Origin of the sequence: Fodinicurvata sediminis DSM 21159 (assembly GCF_000420625.1) — a bacterium.
GTDB lineage: Bacteria > Pseudomonadota > Alphaproteobacteria > Kiloniellales > DSM-21159 > Fodinicurvata > Fodinicurvata sediminis.
This window is the reverse complement of sequence record NZ_ATVH01000011.1, coordinates 255,795-272,986: the sequence shown is the minus strand read 5'-3', so window position 1 is coordinate 272,986 and position 17,192 is coordinate 255,795. Positions and strand designations below refer to the sequence as shown.

The window sequence follows — 17,192 nt, the reverse complement described above, 5'->3', positions numbered from 1 at the left end:
GTTTCTCCTAGCGCCGTGTGCCGACATTCAGGCGCTGTTCCAGGTACTGCGAGTATTTCGACATGAAAAAGCAGAAGACGAAATAGATGACGGCCGTGAATAGATAGGCTTCCTTGTAGAAACCACGCCAGGCAGCATCGGTCAGAGCCGCCTTCGTGGCGCCCATCAGGTCGAAAAGGCCGATGATGATGACCAGTGATGTATCCTTGAAGAAGCTTATGAAACTGTTCACAAGTGCAGGGATCGATATGCGCAGGGCCTGCGGCAAAATGATCAACCGCATCTTCTTCCAATAACTCAAACCTAGACTGTCAGCCGCTTCATACTGACCGCTGGGCAGAGATTGTAGCCCACCACGCACGGCTTCTGCCAGATAGGCGGAGGCAAACATGATCAGACCGATCTGAGCGCGCAACAGTTTATCGATTGTCAGTCCCGTGGGCAGGAAAAGTGGAAACATCACCGATGCCATGAAGAGGATCGTGATGAGTGGGACGCCACGGATCAGTTCGATATAGGTCACACACAGGGTTCGTATCGCCGGCATGTTCGAGCGGCGTCCCAGTGCAAGCAACACGCCAATCGGGAAGCCGAACATCAGGCCAACTCCCGAAAGAAGCAGGGTCAGGGGCAGCCCACCCCAGCGGGTATTGGGGACATAGCTGAGCCCAAGAATGCCCCCCCACATCAGGATAGCGATGGCAGGCACAGCGATGACCCATGCAAGGATCAGCGACTTGCGCCAGGCGCTCGGATGGCAGCTTGTGGCTACGACAGCAATGAAGATCAGCATTGCGATCGTGGGGCGCCACTGCTCTTCGAAAGGGTAAAGCCCGAAAAGAATTAGGTTGGCCTTCTCATAGAGAAAGGCCCAGCAGGCTCCATCCGTTTGCCGGCAAACCGTGGATTCCACTTTCCCCCATACAGCATCGAAGAGTGCCCAATTAACGAAAGGAGGGATGATTTTGTAGAACATCCAGAGGATCAGGATCGTCAGGAGCGAGTTGTACCAGGTGTTGAAAAGATTGGCACGCAACCAGCCAATGGCGCCAATACGTGCCAATGGCGGTCGCTGGTAGGTTTTGCTTTCTTGCTGAGTGTCAGACATTGTCATGGGTCAGCGCTCCACCAGTGCAATACGGCTGTTGTACCAGTTCATGAACACCGAGATTGACAGACTGAATGAGAGATATACGGCCATGAAAATCGTGACAGCCTCAATCGCCTGACCAGTTTGATTCAATGTGGTATTGCCGACGGACACCAGATCCGGGTAACCGATCGCCACTGCAAGAGAACTGTTCTTGGTCAGGTTGAGATACTGGCTGGTTGTTGGCGGTACAATAAGGCGCAAGGCTTGAGGCAGGATGATGAACCGCAGAATGCGCACGCGCCTCAATCCCAGTGAAGCTGCCGCTTCGGTCTGTCCATAATCGACCCCGAGAATACCGCCACGGACAATTTCCGCAATGAAGGCAGACGTGTAGGTCGTCAAACCAAGCAGAAGTGCTGCAAACTCAGGCGAGAGGGTGATGCCACCTTGAAAGTTGAAGCCCTGAAGGACGGGAAGTTCAAAAACGACAGGTGCGCCACCAATGAGCCATCCCAGAATCGGCAGGCCGATCAGCATTCCCACACTGCAGGGAAAAACAGGAAACTGCGCCCCGGTTAGGTATTGCCGCCTTCTTGCCCAGATACGCAGAGTAATACTGAGCAGGATCGCGACCGCGAAGGCGATACCCATATAGCTATAGGCCGGGTCTTCGACAGGAGCGGGAATCATGAATCCGCGATTGCTGAGGAAGACACCTGGCATGGGTTCGAAGGCTTGTCGCGGGGAGGGGAGGCTGACCGTAATGACCCCATACCATACGAACAATTGTAGCAGGACGGGGATATTGCGCAGGACCTCGACATAGACCGAGGCCAATTTGGCGACAAGCCAGTTCGTCGAGAGCCTCAGTATACCGACGATCGTTCCAAGAATCGTTGCCAGGAAAATCCCCAGAAGAGCGACCTGAAACGTATTGAGCAGGCCAACAAGGAAGGCGCGCCCGTAGGTATCCGAAGCCTCATAGTCCACAAGGGATTCACTGATCGAGAAGCCCGCGCTTCGGTCCAGGAAACCGAAACCTGTCGAAATGTTTCTCTCCTCCAAGTTCTGGAGGGTATTGGAGAAGAGAAACCAGCCGACAAGAACAACAAGGATGAGGGCAAGAGCCTGGTATATGATTCCGCGTGTCTGCGGGTCGTTCCAGATTGCAGACACACCTTTCCTGTCTGTGTCGACTCCGGCGGGTACCGTCACGGTCGAACTCCTCGTTCCCGAGCCTGCCAATCAAGAAAACCGGACGCTCTTCATGCGCCAGGTCAGGGAAGGGGATAACACGCGAAAGGGCCGCCCGGCGACAAAAGCCAGCGCGGCCCTTTGCTTGACGTGCTTACCGTACCGGCATGGCGTACATCAGGCCGCCATCAGTCCAGAGCCCGTTGATGCCGCGCTCGAGACCCAGATCGGTATCCGGACCGACATTGCGTTCAAAGATTTCCCCGTAGTTGCCAACGGCTTCGATCGCGTTGTAAGCCCAGTCTTCTTCGAGATCCAGGTGCTCGCCCATGCCGGGTTCAGCACCCAGCAAACGCTTGATACCAGGATTCTCGCTGGTCTCGCGCATCTCTTCGAGGTTCTCGGAATTTACGCCATATTCCTCGGCCTCGATCAGGGCATAAACCACCCACTTGACGATGTTGAAGAACTCGTCATCGCCCTGGCGTACGGCCGGCCCCAAGGGTTCCTTGGAGATGATTTCCGGCAGGATCATGTGTGCGGTGGGATCCGGCGCTGTGGAACGAACGGAGGCCAAGCCCGAGGAGTCAGTCGTGTAAGCATCGCAACGGCCTGCGAAGTAGGCCGCATTGACTTCCTCGAAGTCCTCTATGACCACCGGCTCGAAGTCCATCTCGTTGGCACGGAAGAAATCCGCGAGGTTCAACTCCGTCGTCGTGCCCGGCTGAACACAGACGGTGGCACCGTCCAAATCATGCACACTTTCGACGCCAAGTTCCTTACGCACCATGAAGCCCTGACCGTCATAGAAAGTGATCGGGGCAAAGTGCAGGCCCAGGGAGGTGTCACGGGTCAGGGTCCATGTCGTGTTGCGAGACAGGACGTCCACTTCACCAGACTGAAGCGCCGTGAAACGCTGCTGTGCGGTTAGAGGGGTGTAGCTGACAGCGTCAGCATCGCCCAGAATAGAAGCTGCTATTGCTTTGCAGACATCCACATCCAGGCCCTGCCAATTGCCTTCACTATCAGGATTGCTAAAGCCGGCAAGACCTGTGTTCACACCACAGCGCAGTTCGCCACGATCCCGAACGGCATCAAGCGTTTCGCCAGCCATGGCAGGCATGGCAACAGCAGAGGCGGCAACAAAGGCGCCGGCAGCCAGGAATGATTTGAGAGTCATGAATCTACCCTATCCTGTTCATTGTTTTATCAGTTGTAAGTTTCTGGCTATACAGCCTGATCCAGTTGTAGCAGCTATGTGAAAAATTTGAAGAGATTCTTGAAACCAATATTCAAGCTCCTGAAAATACAGGAGAATAAGATTCTGAATCGGCATGTTGGCAGGCGGTTTTGATGGTCCTCTCAGACCTTGTTGAACAGCCCTAGAGACCGAGGATTGATGATGCGCCTCGTTTCTCGTGACGTAGTGGAGAAACCGACCGATTGATAAAGAGCGAGCGCACGTGGATGATCCAGATTGCAGGTGTTGACCTTCAGGGTCTTTGTCGCTGTAGCTTGCCAGGCCAGTTGCACGATCGACTTGAGGAATATCGGGCCAAGCGCTTGACCGATGAAGTCCGGAAGGAGACCGAAGTAGGCAAGTTCGACGCTTCCATCCTGTTTGCGTTCAAGCTCCCCGAATCCTGCCGGAACACCTCCACGGTAGAGAACGTGCACTTCATGCCCGCTTTCATGCAGGATGGCCTCCAATTCATCATCGCTTAGTATACGTCTTTCCCACCAAAGCCACGGTTCCCCCACGGTGTTATAGAGGTAGCGGTAGAATGAAGGGGGCAGTTTGTTTGCCTGGCGTAGCTGGCAGTCTTCTGGAAGCTTTAGCTCGGTGTCAGTGAATCCAGGCGTAGACGTCATCTCCAGATAGGTGATTGTTGTGTTTAGGTAGTCGGTACTGCCCGACGAGGCTGATGAATCTGCGCCCTTCGAAAGCCATTTGGCCATAACCGCACGGGGCGTGAGTTGGTAGCCTTGCTTCTGATAAAAAGCGGCAACGGATTGATTGTCAGGGCGAATCATCAGTTGCACCTTGCGGATCGCCTGAGCAGAAAGCCATTCCTCGGCCCTGTTCAGCAAAGCCTTGGCTATTCCTTGGTGGCGGTGTGCCAAACTGACCGCCAGATAATAGAGCCAGCCACGATGGCCATCGTGGCCCACACAGACAGTTCCAACAATCTTTTCATCCAGTTGTGCGACCAGAACCCGAGCCGAAGGAGCAGCCTGAAAGAGGGCGATATCCTCCTGCGGGTTGTTGTGTGGAACCAAAAGTCCGCATTCATCCCACAGTGCAATACATGCTTGCACCTCGCCTGTGCCCAGGTCGTCAATATCAGGTGATTTGTTGGGGTTGTCTGAAATGACTATCTTTCCGTGGAAACTGACGCGCTCGCTTCCGGACCTTTTTCGATTGGAAGTTTGTCACTCAAACCCCATTCAGCCCAGGAACCATCATAAAGAGCAACATCACGGTGCCCGAGAATATCTAGCGCCATGGCAAGCGCAGCTGCAGTGATTCCCGAGCCACAGGATGTAACGATTGGCGCCTGGAGGTCGACGCCTGCATCCTCGAATTGGCGTCGTAACGCGTCAGGGGCTTTCAGGCATCCGCTTTGGGAATCGATCAGGTTCGTGTAGGGCACGTTGTAGCTGCCGGGGATTCGCCCCGATTGACGCCCCGGCCAGGGTTCCTGATCCCGACCCTCGAAACGCCCTGCGCTTCGTGCATCAACGAGCTGCTCTGCCTTGGACTCTATGTTGCCCAGAATCTTATTGAGATCCCGGACACGTGTTGTGTCGAAACGGGCCGTAAAATGCCGCTCTTCGGGGAGGACAGGGTGGTCATCCAGCGGACGTTGTTCAGCCTTCCACTTGGGCAGCCCACCATCGAGCACATAGACATCCCGGTGCCCGAAGACGCGAAACATCCACCAGACCCGCGGCGCGGACATCAAACCCTTGCGATCATAGACGACAATGCGTGTGCCATCGCCAAGTCCAAGTTTGCGGACCTTGGAAGAGAAAACTTCAGGTGAAGGCAGCATATGCGGAAGCGAATTACTGTCGTCCTTAATGGCATCGATATCGAAGAAGACGGCCTCTGGAATATGCTCCTGTTCATATTCTGCGCGGGCATCACCGTCTTCCACCGGCAAGTAGTAGGTGGCGTCCACGACGCGGACATCCGGAGTGGCAAGATTCTTTTCGAGCCACTCGGTTGAAACAAGCGGGTTGGCTGGATCTGTCATCAAGCTGTTTCCTGCTTGGCAAAACGCAAGTTTATGCGGCGATTCTGTCGCCCCTTGTTTTCGATCTTTCCGACTTCCAGGGTGCCGATTTCACTGGTGTTGCTGACATGGGTTCCTCCACAGGGCTGCAGGTCGACACCTTCTATCTGCAACATGCGCACACGCCCACTACCGCGCGGCGGCTTGACGGACATGGTCCTTACAAGCTCTGGGGTCTTGTCCAGTTCTTCATCGCTTGCCCAGATTACCGAAACCGGAATGGCACGCCTGATTAGATCATTGAGTTCGTCCGTCAACCAGGACTTGTCAGGTGCTCCGTCAGGAAGGTTGAAATCCAGGCGTCCTTTGCCGTCGGAAATCTGTCCGCCAGTGACATCGCCATCGACAAGCGAACAGAGCAAATGAAGGCTTGTATGCATGCGCATCAGCCTGTGTCGGCGCTCCCAGTCGATCTGCAATTCAACTTCTTCCCCGACCTCAGGTATAGTGGAGTCTTCTGCCAGAACATGCAGGATATCCTGATCTTGAACGCCGTGCTTGCGGGTATCTGTAATTGAGACCTCAGCCCCGGAAGACAGGCGCATAATGCCGGTGTCTCCAGGCTGGCCACCTCCTTCGGGATAGAAAACCGTGCGATCGAAGAACACACCTTCAGGTGAACTTTCCGTGATACGGGCCCGACAGCTTTTCAGATAAGGGTCTTCCTGGAACAGAAATTCCATAGTCATCTACTCCTCAAGCCAATTTGGGACTGGCAGGGACTTCTCTCTGAGGAACGCCGGATTGTAGAGTTTGCTCTGATAGCGTGTACCAAAATCACAAAGTACCGTGACTATAGTGTGCCCCGGGCCCATTTCGCGGGCAAGGCGGATTGCACCGGCGACATTCACACCACTGGATCCACCCAGGCAAAGACCTTCATGTTCCAGCAATTCGAAGACGACAGGCAGGGATTCGCTGTCCGGTATGGAGAAGGAGGCGTCAAGAGAGAGGTCTTCCAGGTTCTTTGTTATGCGCCCTTGCCCGATACCTTCCGTAATCGAGGTGCCTTCGGCTTTCAGGCTTCCATGCGCATAGTAATGGTGCAAGGCAGAGCCTGACGGATCGCTGAGAGCGACCTGGACTTGCGAGTTTCGTTCCTTGAGCGCCATGGCCACGCCGGCAAGTGTCCCACCGGTTCCCACGGAACAGGTGAAACCGTCCACGCCTCCGTCCGTCTGTTCCCAGATTTCAGGGCCTGTGGTTTCGTAATGTCCGAGGCGGTTGGCGGCGTTGTCGAACTGGTTGGCCCAAATGGCACCTGCTTCATGGTCTTGTGCCAACTCTTCTGCCAGACGCTGGGATACATGGACATAGTTCTGCGGATTCTTGTAGGGAACAGCGGGTACTTCACGAAGATCGGCACCACACAGCCGCAGCATGTCCTTCTTTTCCTGGCTTTGGGTTTCCGGGATAACGATAACGGTTCGATATCCGCGGGCACGCCCGACAAGCGCCAGACCTATTCCGGTATTTCCTGCCGTTCCCTCGACGATAACACCGCCGGGTTTGAGCAATCCCTGATTTTCCGCATCTCTCACAATCGCCCATGCGGCCCGGTCCTTTACGGACCCACCGGGGTTAAGGAATTCGGCCTTGCCCAGGATTGTGCAGCCCGTCTCTTCCGAGGCACGTTTCAGATGAATCAAGGGCGTTTGCCCAATCGTCCCTATAAAGCCCTCACGAATCTGCATGGATATACACAGCCTATCGTTTCAGTTGAATCAGGAATCAAAAACTTTTGCATGACAAAGCCGTAAGGTCACGTCTTCCAACAGCGTAGGACTTCATCATGATTCAGCTTTAGCCAAGCCAACGCCATCCAGGCTGTTGCGTTCTCGATCCGGCCCTGTTCCAAGAGGGCATAAGCATCATCGAACGGAATCATGAAAGCACGTATGTCTTCATCTTCCTCTTCAAGCCCATAGTGCCCATCCACACCAGGTTCCGAAAGGCGTCCCAGATACGTCGAGATCACTTCATCGCAGCCACCGGGAGAGGACAGGACGCGATTGATGTGCCAAAGCTCCAAGATCTCCAGGCCCGCTTCCTCGCGACTTTCTCTAAGAGCGGTTTCCTCTTCGCTCTGATCCTGTTCAATGAGGCCGGCAACAACTTCGAACTGCCAGCCCTGCATGCCAGCCAACCAGGCGGGCAGACGAAACTGTTCCAGCATCATGATGCTGTCGCTTTCTGGGTGATAGGGCAGCACAGCGACGGCTGGTTTGCGTTCACAAACTTCGCGTTTGAGCAGCTTGCTTTGTCCGCCACTCAGAGTTCTGTAAGTAAAGCTATGGCCTGACAGCTTCAGGAAGCCGGAATAGAGGTATTCGCTTGAGTGCAGTTCAACTTCCGCGTCGTTATCAGTCATTCGGTCTCATAGGGTTCGATGATGGTAATGCCGATGCTCTCGTAATAGCGCTTGGCACCTGGATGCAAAGGAGCCCCAAGTCCGTTGAGCGCCGTATCCAGTGAGATCCTGCGTGCCTGGGGATGTCCTTCCTCGAACAATTTCCTGTGCATCGGATGCCAGAATGCCCGGGTCATTTGAAATACCAGTTCCTCTTCCAGGCGGGCATCCACGAGCCATTGTGCCCCCACGGACAGGCTTGGCGTGCCGGGAACACCTTCATAGGTCCCTTCCGAGACCTCCGCGGTGGAAAAGAAAGGATAGCGGCTTTGTAGGCGCTCAACAGGCTCACCTTCCAGTCTGAGCAGCCGAATGGAGACTTCTTCCGTCAAGTCATTGATTGCAGGAGTTGGTGTTCCAGCCACCATAAAGAAGCCGTCCAACTCGCCTTTCCGCAGTTGCGAGGCAGCAACATTGGGCGCGAGGTATGAGGCCTCGAAATCATCAGGCGACAGGCCCCAGGCTTCCAGTATCAGAAGTGCGTCCACGAGGGACCCTGACCCTTTTTGATCCAGGGAAATGCGCTTACCTGCAAGATCCTGAGGGCTTTCAATCTCCGAGTCCTCACGCGTCACGACCTGGATAACTTCAGGATAGAGGTTTGCGATGGTGCGAAGATTCTGCATGCGATCGCGCCCTTCATAGGGGCCTTCGGCATGATAGGCCCAGAAGGCAACGTCTGCCTGGGCCAGCGCCGTTTCCAGATTGCCTTGTTCAATGGCAGCCACATTGAAGGCCGAACCTTCCGTGGATTGAGCCGTGGCTATCAGGTTCGGAACACCGCAGCTGCCGCCGCGTTCACACTCCCGGCTGCCCGGGGGACTGCTGATGGCACTGGCGATCAAGCCACCTATGGGGAAATAAATACCAGCGGTGGAGGCGGTTCCGATACGCAGGATTCGAGCTTCCTGTGATGCGACATTCTTGGCCCAGGGCAAAGCAAAGAGAAGGCCACCTGATATCAGGAACTGACGTCGACTTAAGGACACCGTCTTGCCTCCATCCCAGTATGTGGTTCCAAACAGGATAACCTCAGCAATCGGGCATGGCCAAGGCAAGCCTTCCCAGAAGGCGTTGGTTTTTCGGGCCGGCAATTTTTCTTTGTGCTATTGGGAAGTTGCAGTGAGAATGAAACCGATGAGTTTCACTTTTTCCGAGCCCGATACAATGTTGCCTGACTGGAAGCGGCAACGCCGTGACAGGATTCTGGCGTCTGTCATAGATATTCTGGCTCGCCAGCCCGCAGAACAGCTGTCAATGGATGAACTCGCACATGGTGTGGGGGCCGGCAAGGCAACTCTGTATCGATATTTCGGCAGTCGTGAAGCCCTTTTGACGGCGTGCCTGGAAAAGATTGTCGCCGAACTCAGTGCTCGGATTGCACAGATCGAGGAAACGCCTCAGCCGCCATTAGTGCGCTTCCACGGTATCGTGGATTGCATGGCGCGCAGCTTTTCCCAGAACTTCTTACCTTTGCGAATGTTGATGCGCAGCAAGAAGGAACTTCATGAAAGCTGGCGACACTCCGTTCACGAAGCCCGTCTGTCACTTGTCAGCACACTTCAGCGCAACTTCGAGCGAGGGTGCACCTGTGGTGCTTATAGGACTGTGGACAGCGAGTTGCTTGCTCATCTGGTCATGGGAATGATCCGCAGTGGTGTCACACACGTACCCAATAGAGACCTGCACGTACTGGTACAGGCGGTCACGGACCATGCGGCCTATGGGTTCATCTTGCCAAATGCGAAGAATACCGGGGACACGCAAGGTGTACTTTCGTCCGAAGTGAGTTCTGCTGCGCATGTTAAGGGGGCGAATGTCAAAAGCTAAGCAGTTGGCCTATCTGATACTGGCAGTTTTTCTGGTCTTGGTGACCTGGTATTTGCTCTCGGTTTTTGAAGCCAAAGATCCAGCCCTTGATACTGGCAATGATTCGGCTGCGGGTCAGGAGACCGATAAGCAGCCTGTTATCGTGCAGTCCGTCAGCTTTGAAAGCGATGCGTCGCGGATTGTTTCGGTTGGAACAGGACAGGCACAACAGTCAATTACACTTACTCCAGAATCAGCGGGTCAAGTACGTGACGTCCTGTTCAAGTCGGGTGATTCTGTCCGTGAAGGAGACCTGCTCCTTACTCTGGACAAGGAAGACGAAGAGCTGGCTCTGGAATTGGCCAAACTTCAACTGCAGGATACCCGCCAGCGGCTTGCCCGATATGAACAGGCTGCACCAAGCGGGGCCGTTTCTGCGACGGAAGTTGATCAAGCGCGCAACGCGCTTTCGGTCGCCCAGATCGAACTCTCGCAAGCTGAACTCGCCTACACCAAGCGGATGATCCTTGCCCCCTTTGATGGTGTGATTGGTCGCTCTCAGGTCGACCCCGGTGAAAGAGTTAACGAGTCCTCAGCCATTGCCACGCTCGATGACGCTTCGAACCTCAACGTCGACTTCAATATTCCGGAATCCTTTGCATATGCCGTTCAGGAAGGCCAGCAGGTAGTTGCACAGACTTGGGCTTTGCCCGGTGAGGAGTTTACGGGAAAAATCAGGAGTATCGAGAACCGAATTGATCGGGAAACGCGTACTTTGCAGGTGCGCGCCCAACTGCCCAACGAACAAGGACGCCTTCGTACGGGTATGTCCTTTGTCATCGAGTTGTTCCTCTCTGGCGAGCTTTATCCAGCCGTCCCCGCTGTTGCCGTCCAGTGGGACAGGGAGGCTGCATATGTCTGGCTGGTGCACGACGGTGTCGCTGAACGCCAGGCCGTGGAAGTCCTGAAACGGGCAAATGGCTGGGCCCTGCTTTCGGGGCAGTTGTCACGTGAAGATCAAGTCGTAATCGAAGGCATGCAGTCCCTGCGGGGCGGAATGCCTGTCGACGTGCGTTCCCAAAAGGCCCCGCCCGAGGATATCTCTGAAAGAAGCGCAGCCGGAATTCTCAATGACGGCTGAGCAGGGAGAGCACAAGCAGGACCTGACGTCTGTCAGCGTACGCCGGCCAATCCTGGCCATTGTCCTGAATCTTCTCATCGTTCTGGCTGGCATAGCTGCAGTCCTTGGTGTCGAGGTTCGCGAGTTGCCAAGTGTCGATCGTCCGGTGGTGACAGTGCGGGCCAGCTACCCAGGTGCGGCTCCGGAAACCATGGATTCAGAAGTCACGCGCGCCCTTGAAGGGGCGGCCGCACGGGTTTCGGGGGTTCGCTCCATAAATGCGGCCAGCGAAGAGGGCAGCACGCGCATATACCTGGATTTTGATCCATCCGTGGATGTCAACAATGCAGCAAACGATGTTCGCGAAGCCATTAGCGAGGTACAGCGCAGACTCCCAGATGGGGTGGAAGATGTTGTCGTCATCAAGGCCGACGATGACGCCAGCCCCATCCTGCGGCTCTCGGTGACAAGCGAGGTCCTCTCCACCCAAGAACTCACACGCCTGGTCGACAACGAGATTTCCACCACCCTGTTGAGTGTGCCGGGAGTGGCCGATGTCAGCCTTTTCGGTGACCGTCAGCAAACCCTCAATATCGTGTTGGACCCGGCAAAACTTGCGACACACAAGCTTGCCATCGACGATATTGCCAATACGCTTGAAAGTGCCCGACTGGATGTGCCTGCAGGCAGCTTCGAGTCCGGTGATCAGGACCTGGTCGTGCGCGCCGATGCCTCAGTTGTCGAAGAACAGGCAATTGAAGCCCTCTTTATCAATGACACCGTGCGTGTACGCGATGTAGCCAGCGTTTTCTACGGTCCGGCCGAAGCCAACTCATACGTCCGTCTGGATGGGGATTCCGTCCTGGGCCTTGGCATCGTGAGGCAGGCACAATCCAATACAATTGAAATCTCCGAAGGCGTGGCCCAGGCGGCAGATGAACTCAATCGCAGGTTCGAGGATATCAGCATAGCCACGATTTCCGACGATGCAGTCTTCATCAGTGGGGCCATAAGTGAAGTGCTTCTGGCACTCCTGCTCGGTATCGTCATCGTCATCCTGGTGATACTTGCTTTCCTGGGTTCACCAAGACTGACGCTGATTCCCGGCTTGACCATACCCGTGGCGCTGATCGGCACGCTTGCCGCCATATGGCTGCTAGGGTTCTCCATAAACATCCTGACCTTGCTGGCCCTTGTTCTGGCAACAGGTCTCGTGGTCGACGATGCAATCGTCGTTCTTGAGAATGTCGAGCGCTGGCGCCGCCAAGGGGCCGGGCGTCTGGCGTCCTCTGTTCTGGGTGCCCGCCAAGTCTTTTTCGCGATCCTGGCCACTACAGCAACTCTGATTTCGGTGTTCGTGCCCGTCGCCTTTCTACCTGGGCGCGCTGGGCAACTGTTCATGGAGTTCGGTTTTGTCCTGGCAATCTCTGTCGGACTTTCATCCTTTGTCGCGCTTTCCCTCTGTCCGATGCTGGCTTCTAGGCTGATTCCCTCTCAAACCCGACAGTCACTCGAGCCTGGCCCTCTGCGCCGCCGGTTCGAGGCAGTCGGTCGCAAGGGAAGTGGTTTATACAAGCGGATTCTGACGGCCCTAATGGCTGTTCCAATGCTTTTCGTGGGGCTGATGTTCGCGCTGGCCGGGTCAACGGCGCTTGTCTACATGAACCTGGAGCAGGAACTCGTTCCAAATGAAGACCGGGGCGTACTGGTCATATCCATGCGCGGACCCGATGGGGTAAATCTGGGGTACACGGATCGTCAGGTCAGCCGGGCAGAGGCACTGCTGGAGCCTTTGGTGGACAGCGGTGAAGTGCGGACGGTTCTCTCTATCGTCGGGCGCCGGGATCCGAATGCCGGTTTCATCATTGCGCCGCTGGTTCATTGGGAAGAACGTGCGCGCAGTCAGCAGGAAATTTCTGAAAGCCTTCAGCCTGAACTCAGCCAGATTCCAGGGGCGCGAAGCTTTATCGTGAACCCCAACAGCCTGAGCATCCGGACGGGAGGGTCTGACCTGGAGTTCGCTGTTACAGGTCCGGACTACGATCGTATTGCACAGGCCTCTGAGGAATTGATGGCCGCAATGTCAGAAAGGATGCAGCTCCAATCGCCCCCGAGCATGGAGTATTCCACAACTCAGCCACAGCTCTCCCTGAATATCGACCGCGAAAGAGCTGCGGACTTGGGTGTGGATATCTCCGGCATTGCAACGGTTCTCAGTGCAATGGTGGATGGCTCCCAGGTAACGGAACTCAATGTCGAGGATGAAGCCGTCCCGATCTACCTGGAATCCGCTTTTGGCACCGTGAAAGACACTGATGACCTCAACAACCTGTTCGTCACAACGCGTGATGGCGAGACCATCCCGCTTTCGTCACTGATCTCCATTCGGGAAAGCGGTATCGCGCCAGAGCTGGAACGACGGGGGCAGCGTCGTGCCATAGAGATTGAGGCAGGGCTGCCCGACGACTATGCCCTGAACCAGGCTGTAACCGATGTCCAGTCTCTGGCGGATGAAATCTTGCCGAGCGGTTACAGCCTCGTGTTTCTGGGGCAGGCGGAAGCGCTTGAGGAAGCGGCAAGCGACACCATGGTCACCTTTGCCATTGCTTTGGTGGTTGTCTTCCTGGTTTTGGCAGCACAGTTCGAAAGTTTTGCCAGCGCCATCGTTGTGATGCTGACCGTACCCTTCGGTCTGGCTGCTGCTGTCCTGTCGTTGTGGCTCACAGGTACATCATTGAATATCTACAGCCAGATCGGCCTGATCATGATCATAGGACTGATGGCCAAGAACGGCATATTGATCGTGGAATTTGCCGATCAGTTGAGGGATCGCGGGCTCTCGGTGAAGGATGCGGCCTTTCAGGCGGCATCCATTCGCCTGCGTCCGGTGGTCATGACCATGCTTTCGACAATTCTGGCAGCGGTGCCTTTGATTCTGAGTACGGGCGCAGGCAGTGAGGCGCGCACCTCCATAGGCTGGGTCATATTCGGTGGTCTGGGCATCGCGATATTTGCAACCCTGCTGATCACGCCAGTCGTTTATCAGCTTGTGGCCCCTCTGGCTCGCAGTCGAAGCGATTTCGGACGCGCCCTAGAGCAAGAACTCAATGAGGTCGAAACATCCAGGGAGTCGCAGGTTTGAAGCCCCGTATTTACCCAGGATTGAGAACAGCTGCCGGTGCTCTTTGCCTGGCAGTACTTGCATCCTGCACAACTGTAGGCCCCGATTTCGAAGCGCCCGAACCTGAAGTTCCCAGTAGCTATGATGCGCCTGTTCCAAGCCGCTTTCAGGGCAATTCCTCAAAAGACCATTGGTGGGAGCTGTTTGAGGACTCCACCTTGAGCGATCTGGTCCGGCTTGGCCTGGACCAGAATCTGGAGATTCGAACTGCCGCGAGTCGCGTTCGCGAAGCACGTGCCCAGGCGGAGGGAGTTACGGCGCAAAGCACCCCGAATTTCGATCTTTCAGGTGAGGGGAGTGGGAGCATTTCTCGAAGTTTGGGCGATTCGGATTACACGCGTTCAGGCTCGCTGGACGCGATCCTCGATGGTAGCTGGGAAATCGACCTTTTTGGGCGCTTGGCACGAAGTGAAGAGGCCGCATGGGCCAGAGCGGAACGGGAAGAAGCGTTAAGACGTGAAGCCATACGACTGACGACGGCTGAGATCGTACGCAATTTTATCAACCTGAGGGCAGAGCAGCAGCGCTTGTCATTGACTGAACGCTCACTGGATCTTCAGGAGCAGACTCTGAAGTTGGTACAACAAAGGGTTGCCAGCGGATTGGCTCCTGGCCTGGACGAGGTAAGAGCGCAAGCTTCGTTGTCTTCCTTGCGTGCGGATCTGGGGCCGATTCGCAGCGACATGAAGAACTATGAGAATGCCTTGGCTACGCTTGTGGACAGGGTCCCTGGAAGCTTGAGTGCAATGCTGGAGGGGCGAGAGCCAATTCCGGATATCCAGGACGGACATACTGTCGGCATGCCTCTGGATATGGTACGAAACAGGCCGGATATTCATGCAGCCGAACTTCAGGTCGCTGCAGCGACGGCTGAAATCGGCGTAGCCATCGCCGAACTCTATCCAAGACTTACACTTCCAGGCACTCTGTCCTTAAGCCGAAGTGGGATCGGGACTGAGAATATCGTCAACACCATCATGGGGACGCTTTCGTTACTCCTGCAGGTACCGCTTTACGATGGTGGAGAACGGCGTGCCGAAGTCACGGCTGCCGAGGAGAGAGCGGAACAGGCTCTTCTGAATTATCGGGACACTCTGCTCACCGCCTTGCAAGAGGTTGAAGCCACGCTGCTGAATTACCGCGGCACGGCCTTGCGCATTCGCTCACTTGAAGAAGCGGTTGAGAACAACAGACTGGCCTATGAACAGTCGCAAGAACTTTACCGCCAAGGTTTTGCATCATTCATCGATGTCCTGGACAGCCAGCGCGAACTGACCACCTCTGAGCAGCAGCTTGCAGAAGCCGAACGTCAATTGGGACTGGAAACCGTCAATCTATATGCTGCTCTTGGCAGTGGAATTGAAGAAGAGGGAAGAGGAAGTTGAAAATTCGTGAAAATGGCGGTGAGGGTGGGATTCGAACCCACGAAGGGCTATTAACCCTTACACGCGTTCCAGGCGTGCGCCTTAAGCCACTCGGCCACCTCACCCATTATTGCGCGATCCTGTTATCGTGACCGCCGACGATGGAGCGGGAACATAGCCGAGCCCCTCGGTCTATGCAATGCCGCGGATCGAAGAATTGGCAGTATAAATAAGGCAAGGGTGTAGCTGCCTGGACACCCTGGAAAGGATGAAGGATGAGAACATTGTTCATGATCCTGGGATGGTTTTTCCTGATCATTGCGGCTGGTTGCCTCTGGCTGGAAATGATTGCCTGGAGGGCAGCAGGAACCGTGAGCTTCCGTGAGGGAGGTGCCATCTGGTACAGCCTGGATCCGGGCAGCCTCAATTTGCTGCAGGCTGTAACGGAACGTTATCTATGGTCCGCCCTGTGGGATCCAGCGATCCTGACTCTATTGAAACTCCCAGCCCTGCCATTTCTCACCTTGCTTGGAGTGGCCTGTCTTTTTCTGTCTTGGGTCATCGGTCAGGCAAGGAATCGTCGCTGAATTTGACGTGACAATTGCATAGATGGACAAGTCCTGGAGTCTCCGCCTAGACTTTGAAGACAGTACTGAAACAGCTGACAGGTGTTACGTGATCAGGGACCCGCGTGCTGACGGTTTTCGATTTCCAGCGGAATGGGAAACACATGCCAGGTGTTGGATGGCCTGGCCATCCCGAGATGATTTATGGGGGGATCGTATCGAAGAGGTGCGGGATTCCTATGCGGACATTGCCAAGGCCATCGCGCGTTTCGAACCTGTGACGATGATCGCAAACCCGGATCACATGGCCGATATTTCGCTCAAGTGCGGGACAGGTGTTGCCTGCCTGCCCGTCGAACACGATGACTCCTGGATACGCGACAATGGTCCCAGTTTCCTGATGGATTCCGAAGGACACATCACAGGCGTCAAATGGGGTTTCAATGGTTGGGGAGAGCGATTCGTACCCTATGACCTGGATGCACAGGTCCCGGATGCGATCCTCGATCATTTGCGTATTAACCGATATGCCGCGGAGTTGATAACCGAGGGCGGTGCTTTCCATACGGATGGAGACGGCACGTTGATCGCTGTGGAGACTAGTATCGTCAACAGCAATCGAAATCCAGGGCTCAGCCGAGCTGATATAGAAGATCTGCTGCTGCGTTATACCGGTACTGAAAAGATGATTTGGTTGCCCCATGGACTGGTTGGCGATCATACGGACGGCCATGTGGACAACGTCTGCTGCTTCACGGCACCTGGCAAGGTTGTCGTCCTGACCTGTGACGATGAAGAAGATGAAAATCATCAGCGCCTGGAAGCAAATCGACAGGTTCTGGAGGAGGCGGTCGATGCCAAGGGGCGTGAGTTGGAGATCACTGAGGTTCCGCAGCCGCGGGCCCGTTACAATGCAAAAGGCGAGCGCTTGCCGCTAAGTTATATCAATTTCTACGCTCCGAACGGGGGTCTGATTCTACCGGCTTTCGAGGATTCAGCGGACGACCGCGCGCACAAGGTCCTTTCTGGCCTTTTCAAGGGACGCGACGTCATACAGCTTCCTGTTCTGGATATACTCCAAGGAGGAGGCGGCATTCATTGCATCACATTGCAACAGCCCAAGTTCATGAGCTTTCAGGAAAAAAAGAACTCGTAA

General features: G+C 55.2%; 15 protein-coding genes and 1 tRNA gene. 6 read left to right on the top strand and 10 right to left on the bottom strand.

Annotated features, from left to right (window positions below):
- Positions 1-7: 7 nt before the first annotated feature.
- From G502_RS0102520 to G502_RS0102480, 9 genes are all read right to left on the bottom strand, one after another.
- Positions 8-1,114, bottom strand: coding sequence for an amino acid ABC transporter permease (locus tag G502_RS0102520; RefSeq protein WP_022727086.1), 1,107 nt, complete (start codon positions 1,112-1,114; stop codon positions 8-10).
- Between the two features lie 3 nt (positions 1,115-1,117).
- A complete protein-coding gene (locus G502_RS0102515) occupies positions 1,118-2,308 on the bottom strand; it encodes an amino acid ABC transporter permease (protein ID WP_026988988.1) in 1,191 nt (396 codons plus the stop codon).
- A 133-nt stretch (positions 2,309-2,441) separates the two neighbouring features.
- The gene (locus G502_RS0102510) at positions 2,442-3,467 is read right to left on the bottom strand and encodes an amino acid ABC transporter substrate-binding protein (RefSeq protein ID WP_022727084.1); all 1,026 of its coding nucleotides are present in this window, start codon (positions 3,465-3,467) and stop codon (positions 2,442-2,444) included.
- 182 nt (positions 3,468-3,649) lie between these two features.
- Complete coding sequence (locus G502_RS22625; protein ID WP_281170004.1) at positions 3,650-4,621, bottom strand: GNAT family acetyltransferase; 972 nt, start codon at positions 4,619-4,621, stop codon at positions 3,650-3,652.
- A 41-nt stretch (positions 4,622-4,662) separates the two neighbouring features.
- Positions 4,663-5,547 (bottom strand): 3-mercaptopyruvate sulfurtransferase, encoded by an 885-nt coding sequence (sseA, locus tag G502_RS18325; protein WP_022727082.1) that lies wholly within the window; start codon positions 5,545-5,547, stop codon positions 4,663-4,665.
- A complete protein-coding gene (locus G502_RS0102495; protein ID WP_026988986.1) occupies positions 5,547-6,275 on the bottom strand; it encodes an alanyl-tRNA editing protein in 729 nt (242 codons plus the stop codon). Before G502_RS0102495 ends, sseA begins: the two co-directional genes overlap by 1 nt.
- Entirely contained in the window at positions 6,276-7,280 is a 1,005-nt protein-coding gene (locus G502_RS0102490; protein WP_022727080.1) for a cysteine synthase A, read from the bottom strand.
- 68 nt (positions 7,281-7,348) lie between these two features.
- Positions 7,349-7,957, bottom strand: a complete 609-nt coding sequence (locus G502_RS0102485; RefSeq protein WP_022727079.1) for an NUDIX domain-containing protein — start codon at positions 7,955-7,957, stop codon at positions 7,349-7,351.
- Positions 7,954-8,985 (bottom strand): TAXI family TRAP transporter solute-binding subunit, encoded by a 1,032-nt coding sequence (locus tag G502_RS0102480; RefSeq protein ID WP_211217787.1) that lies wholly within the window; start codon positions 8,983-8,985, stop codon positions 7,954-7,956. The genes G502_RS0102485 and G502_RS0102480 overlap by 4 nt, the downstream gene beginning before the upstream one ends.
- Positions 8,986-9,124: 139 nt before the next feature.
- On the opposite strand from G502_RS0102480, the gene G502_RS21255 reads away from it, so the two are divergent.
- From G502_RS21255 to G502_RS0102460, 4 genes are read left to right on the top strand one after another with little or no spacing between them, the layout of a single operon-like run.
- Positions 9,125-9,826, top strand: coding sequence for a TetR/AcrR family transcriptional regulator (locus G502_RS21255; protein ID WP_081649649.1), 702 nt, complete (start codon positions 9,125-9,127; stop codon positions 9,824-9,826).
- Positions 9,813-10,946, top strand: a complete 1,134-nt coding sequence (locus tag G502_RS18315; RefSeq protein WP_162140936.1) for an efflux RND transporter periplasmic adaptor subunit — start codon at positions 9,813-9,815, stop codon at positions 10,944-10,946. The genes G502_RS21255 and G502_RS18315 overlap by 14 nt, the downstream gene beginning before the upstream one ends.
- Positions 10,936-14,067, top strand: a complete 3,132-nt coding sequence (locus G502_RS0102465; RefSeq protein WP_022727075.1) for an efflux RND transporter permease subunit — start codon at positions 10,936-10,938, stop codon at positions 14,065-14,067. The genes G502_RS18315 and G502_RS0102465 overlap by 11 nt, the downstream gene beginning before the upstream one ends.
- On the top strand, positions 14,064-15,491 hold the full coding sequence (locus G502_RS0102460) for an efflux transporter outer membrane subunit (RefSeq protein WP_162140935.1): 1,428 nt from the start codon (positions 14,064-14,066) through the stop codon (positions 15,489-15,491). The genes G502_RS0102465 and G502_RS0102460 overlap by 4 nt, the downstream gene beginning before the upstream one ends.
- A 13-nt stretch (positions 15,492-15,504) precedes the next feature.
- Here G502_RS0102460 and G502_RS0102455 read toward each other — a convergent pair.
- A tRNA-Ser gene (locus G502_RS0102455) sits at positions 15,505-15,595 on the bottom strand.
- A 150-nt stretch (positions 15,596-15,745) separates the two neighbouring features.
- On the opposite strand from G502_RS0102455, the gene G502_RS18310 reads away from it, so the two are divergent.
- Together G502_RS18310 and G502_RS0102445 are read left to right on the top strand one after the other, a co-directional pair.
- On the top strand, positions 15,746-16,057 hold the full coding sequence (locus G502_RS18310; protein ID WP_022727073.1) for a hypothetical protein: 312 nt from the start codon (positions 15,746-15,748) through the stop codon (positions 16,055-16,057).
- A gap of 88 nt (positions 16,058-16,145) precedes the next feature.
- Positions 16,146-17,192: an agmatine deiminase family protein gene (locus G502_RS0102445; protein WP_022727072.1), complete on the top strand. Its 1,047-nt coding sequence runs from the start codon at positions 16,146-16,148 to the stop codon at positions 17,190-17,192.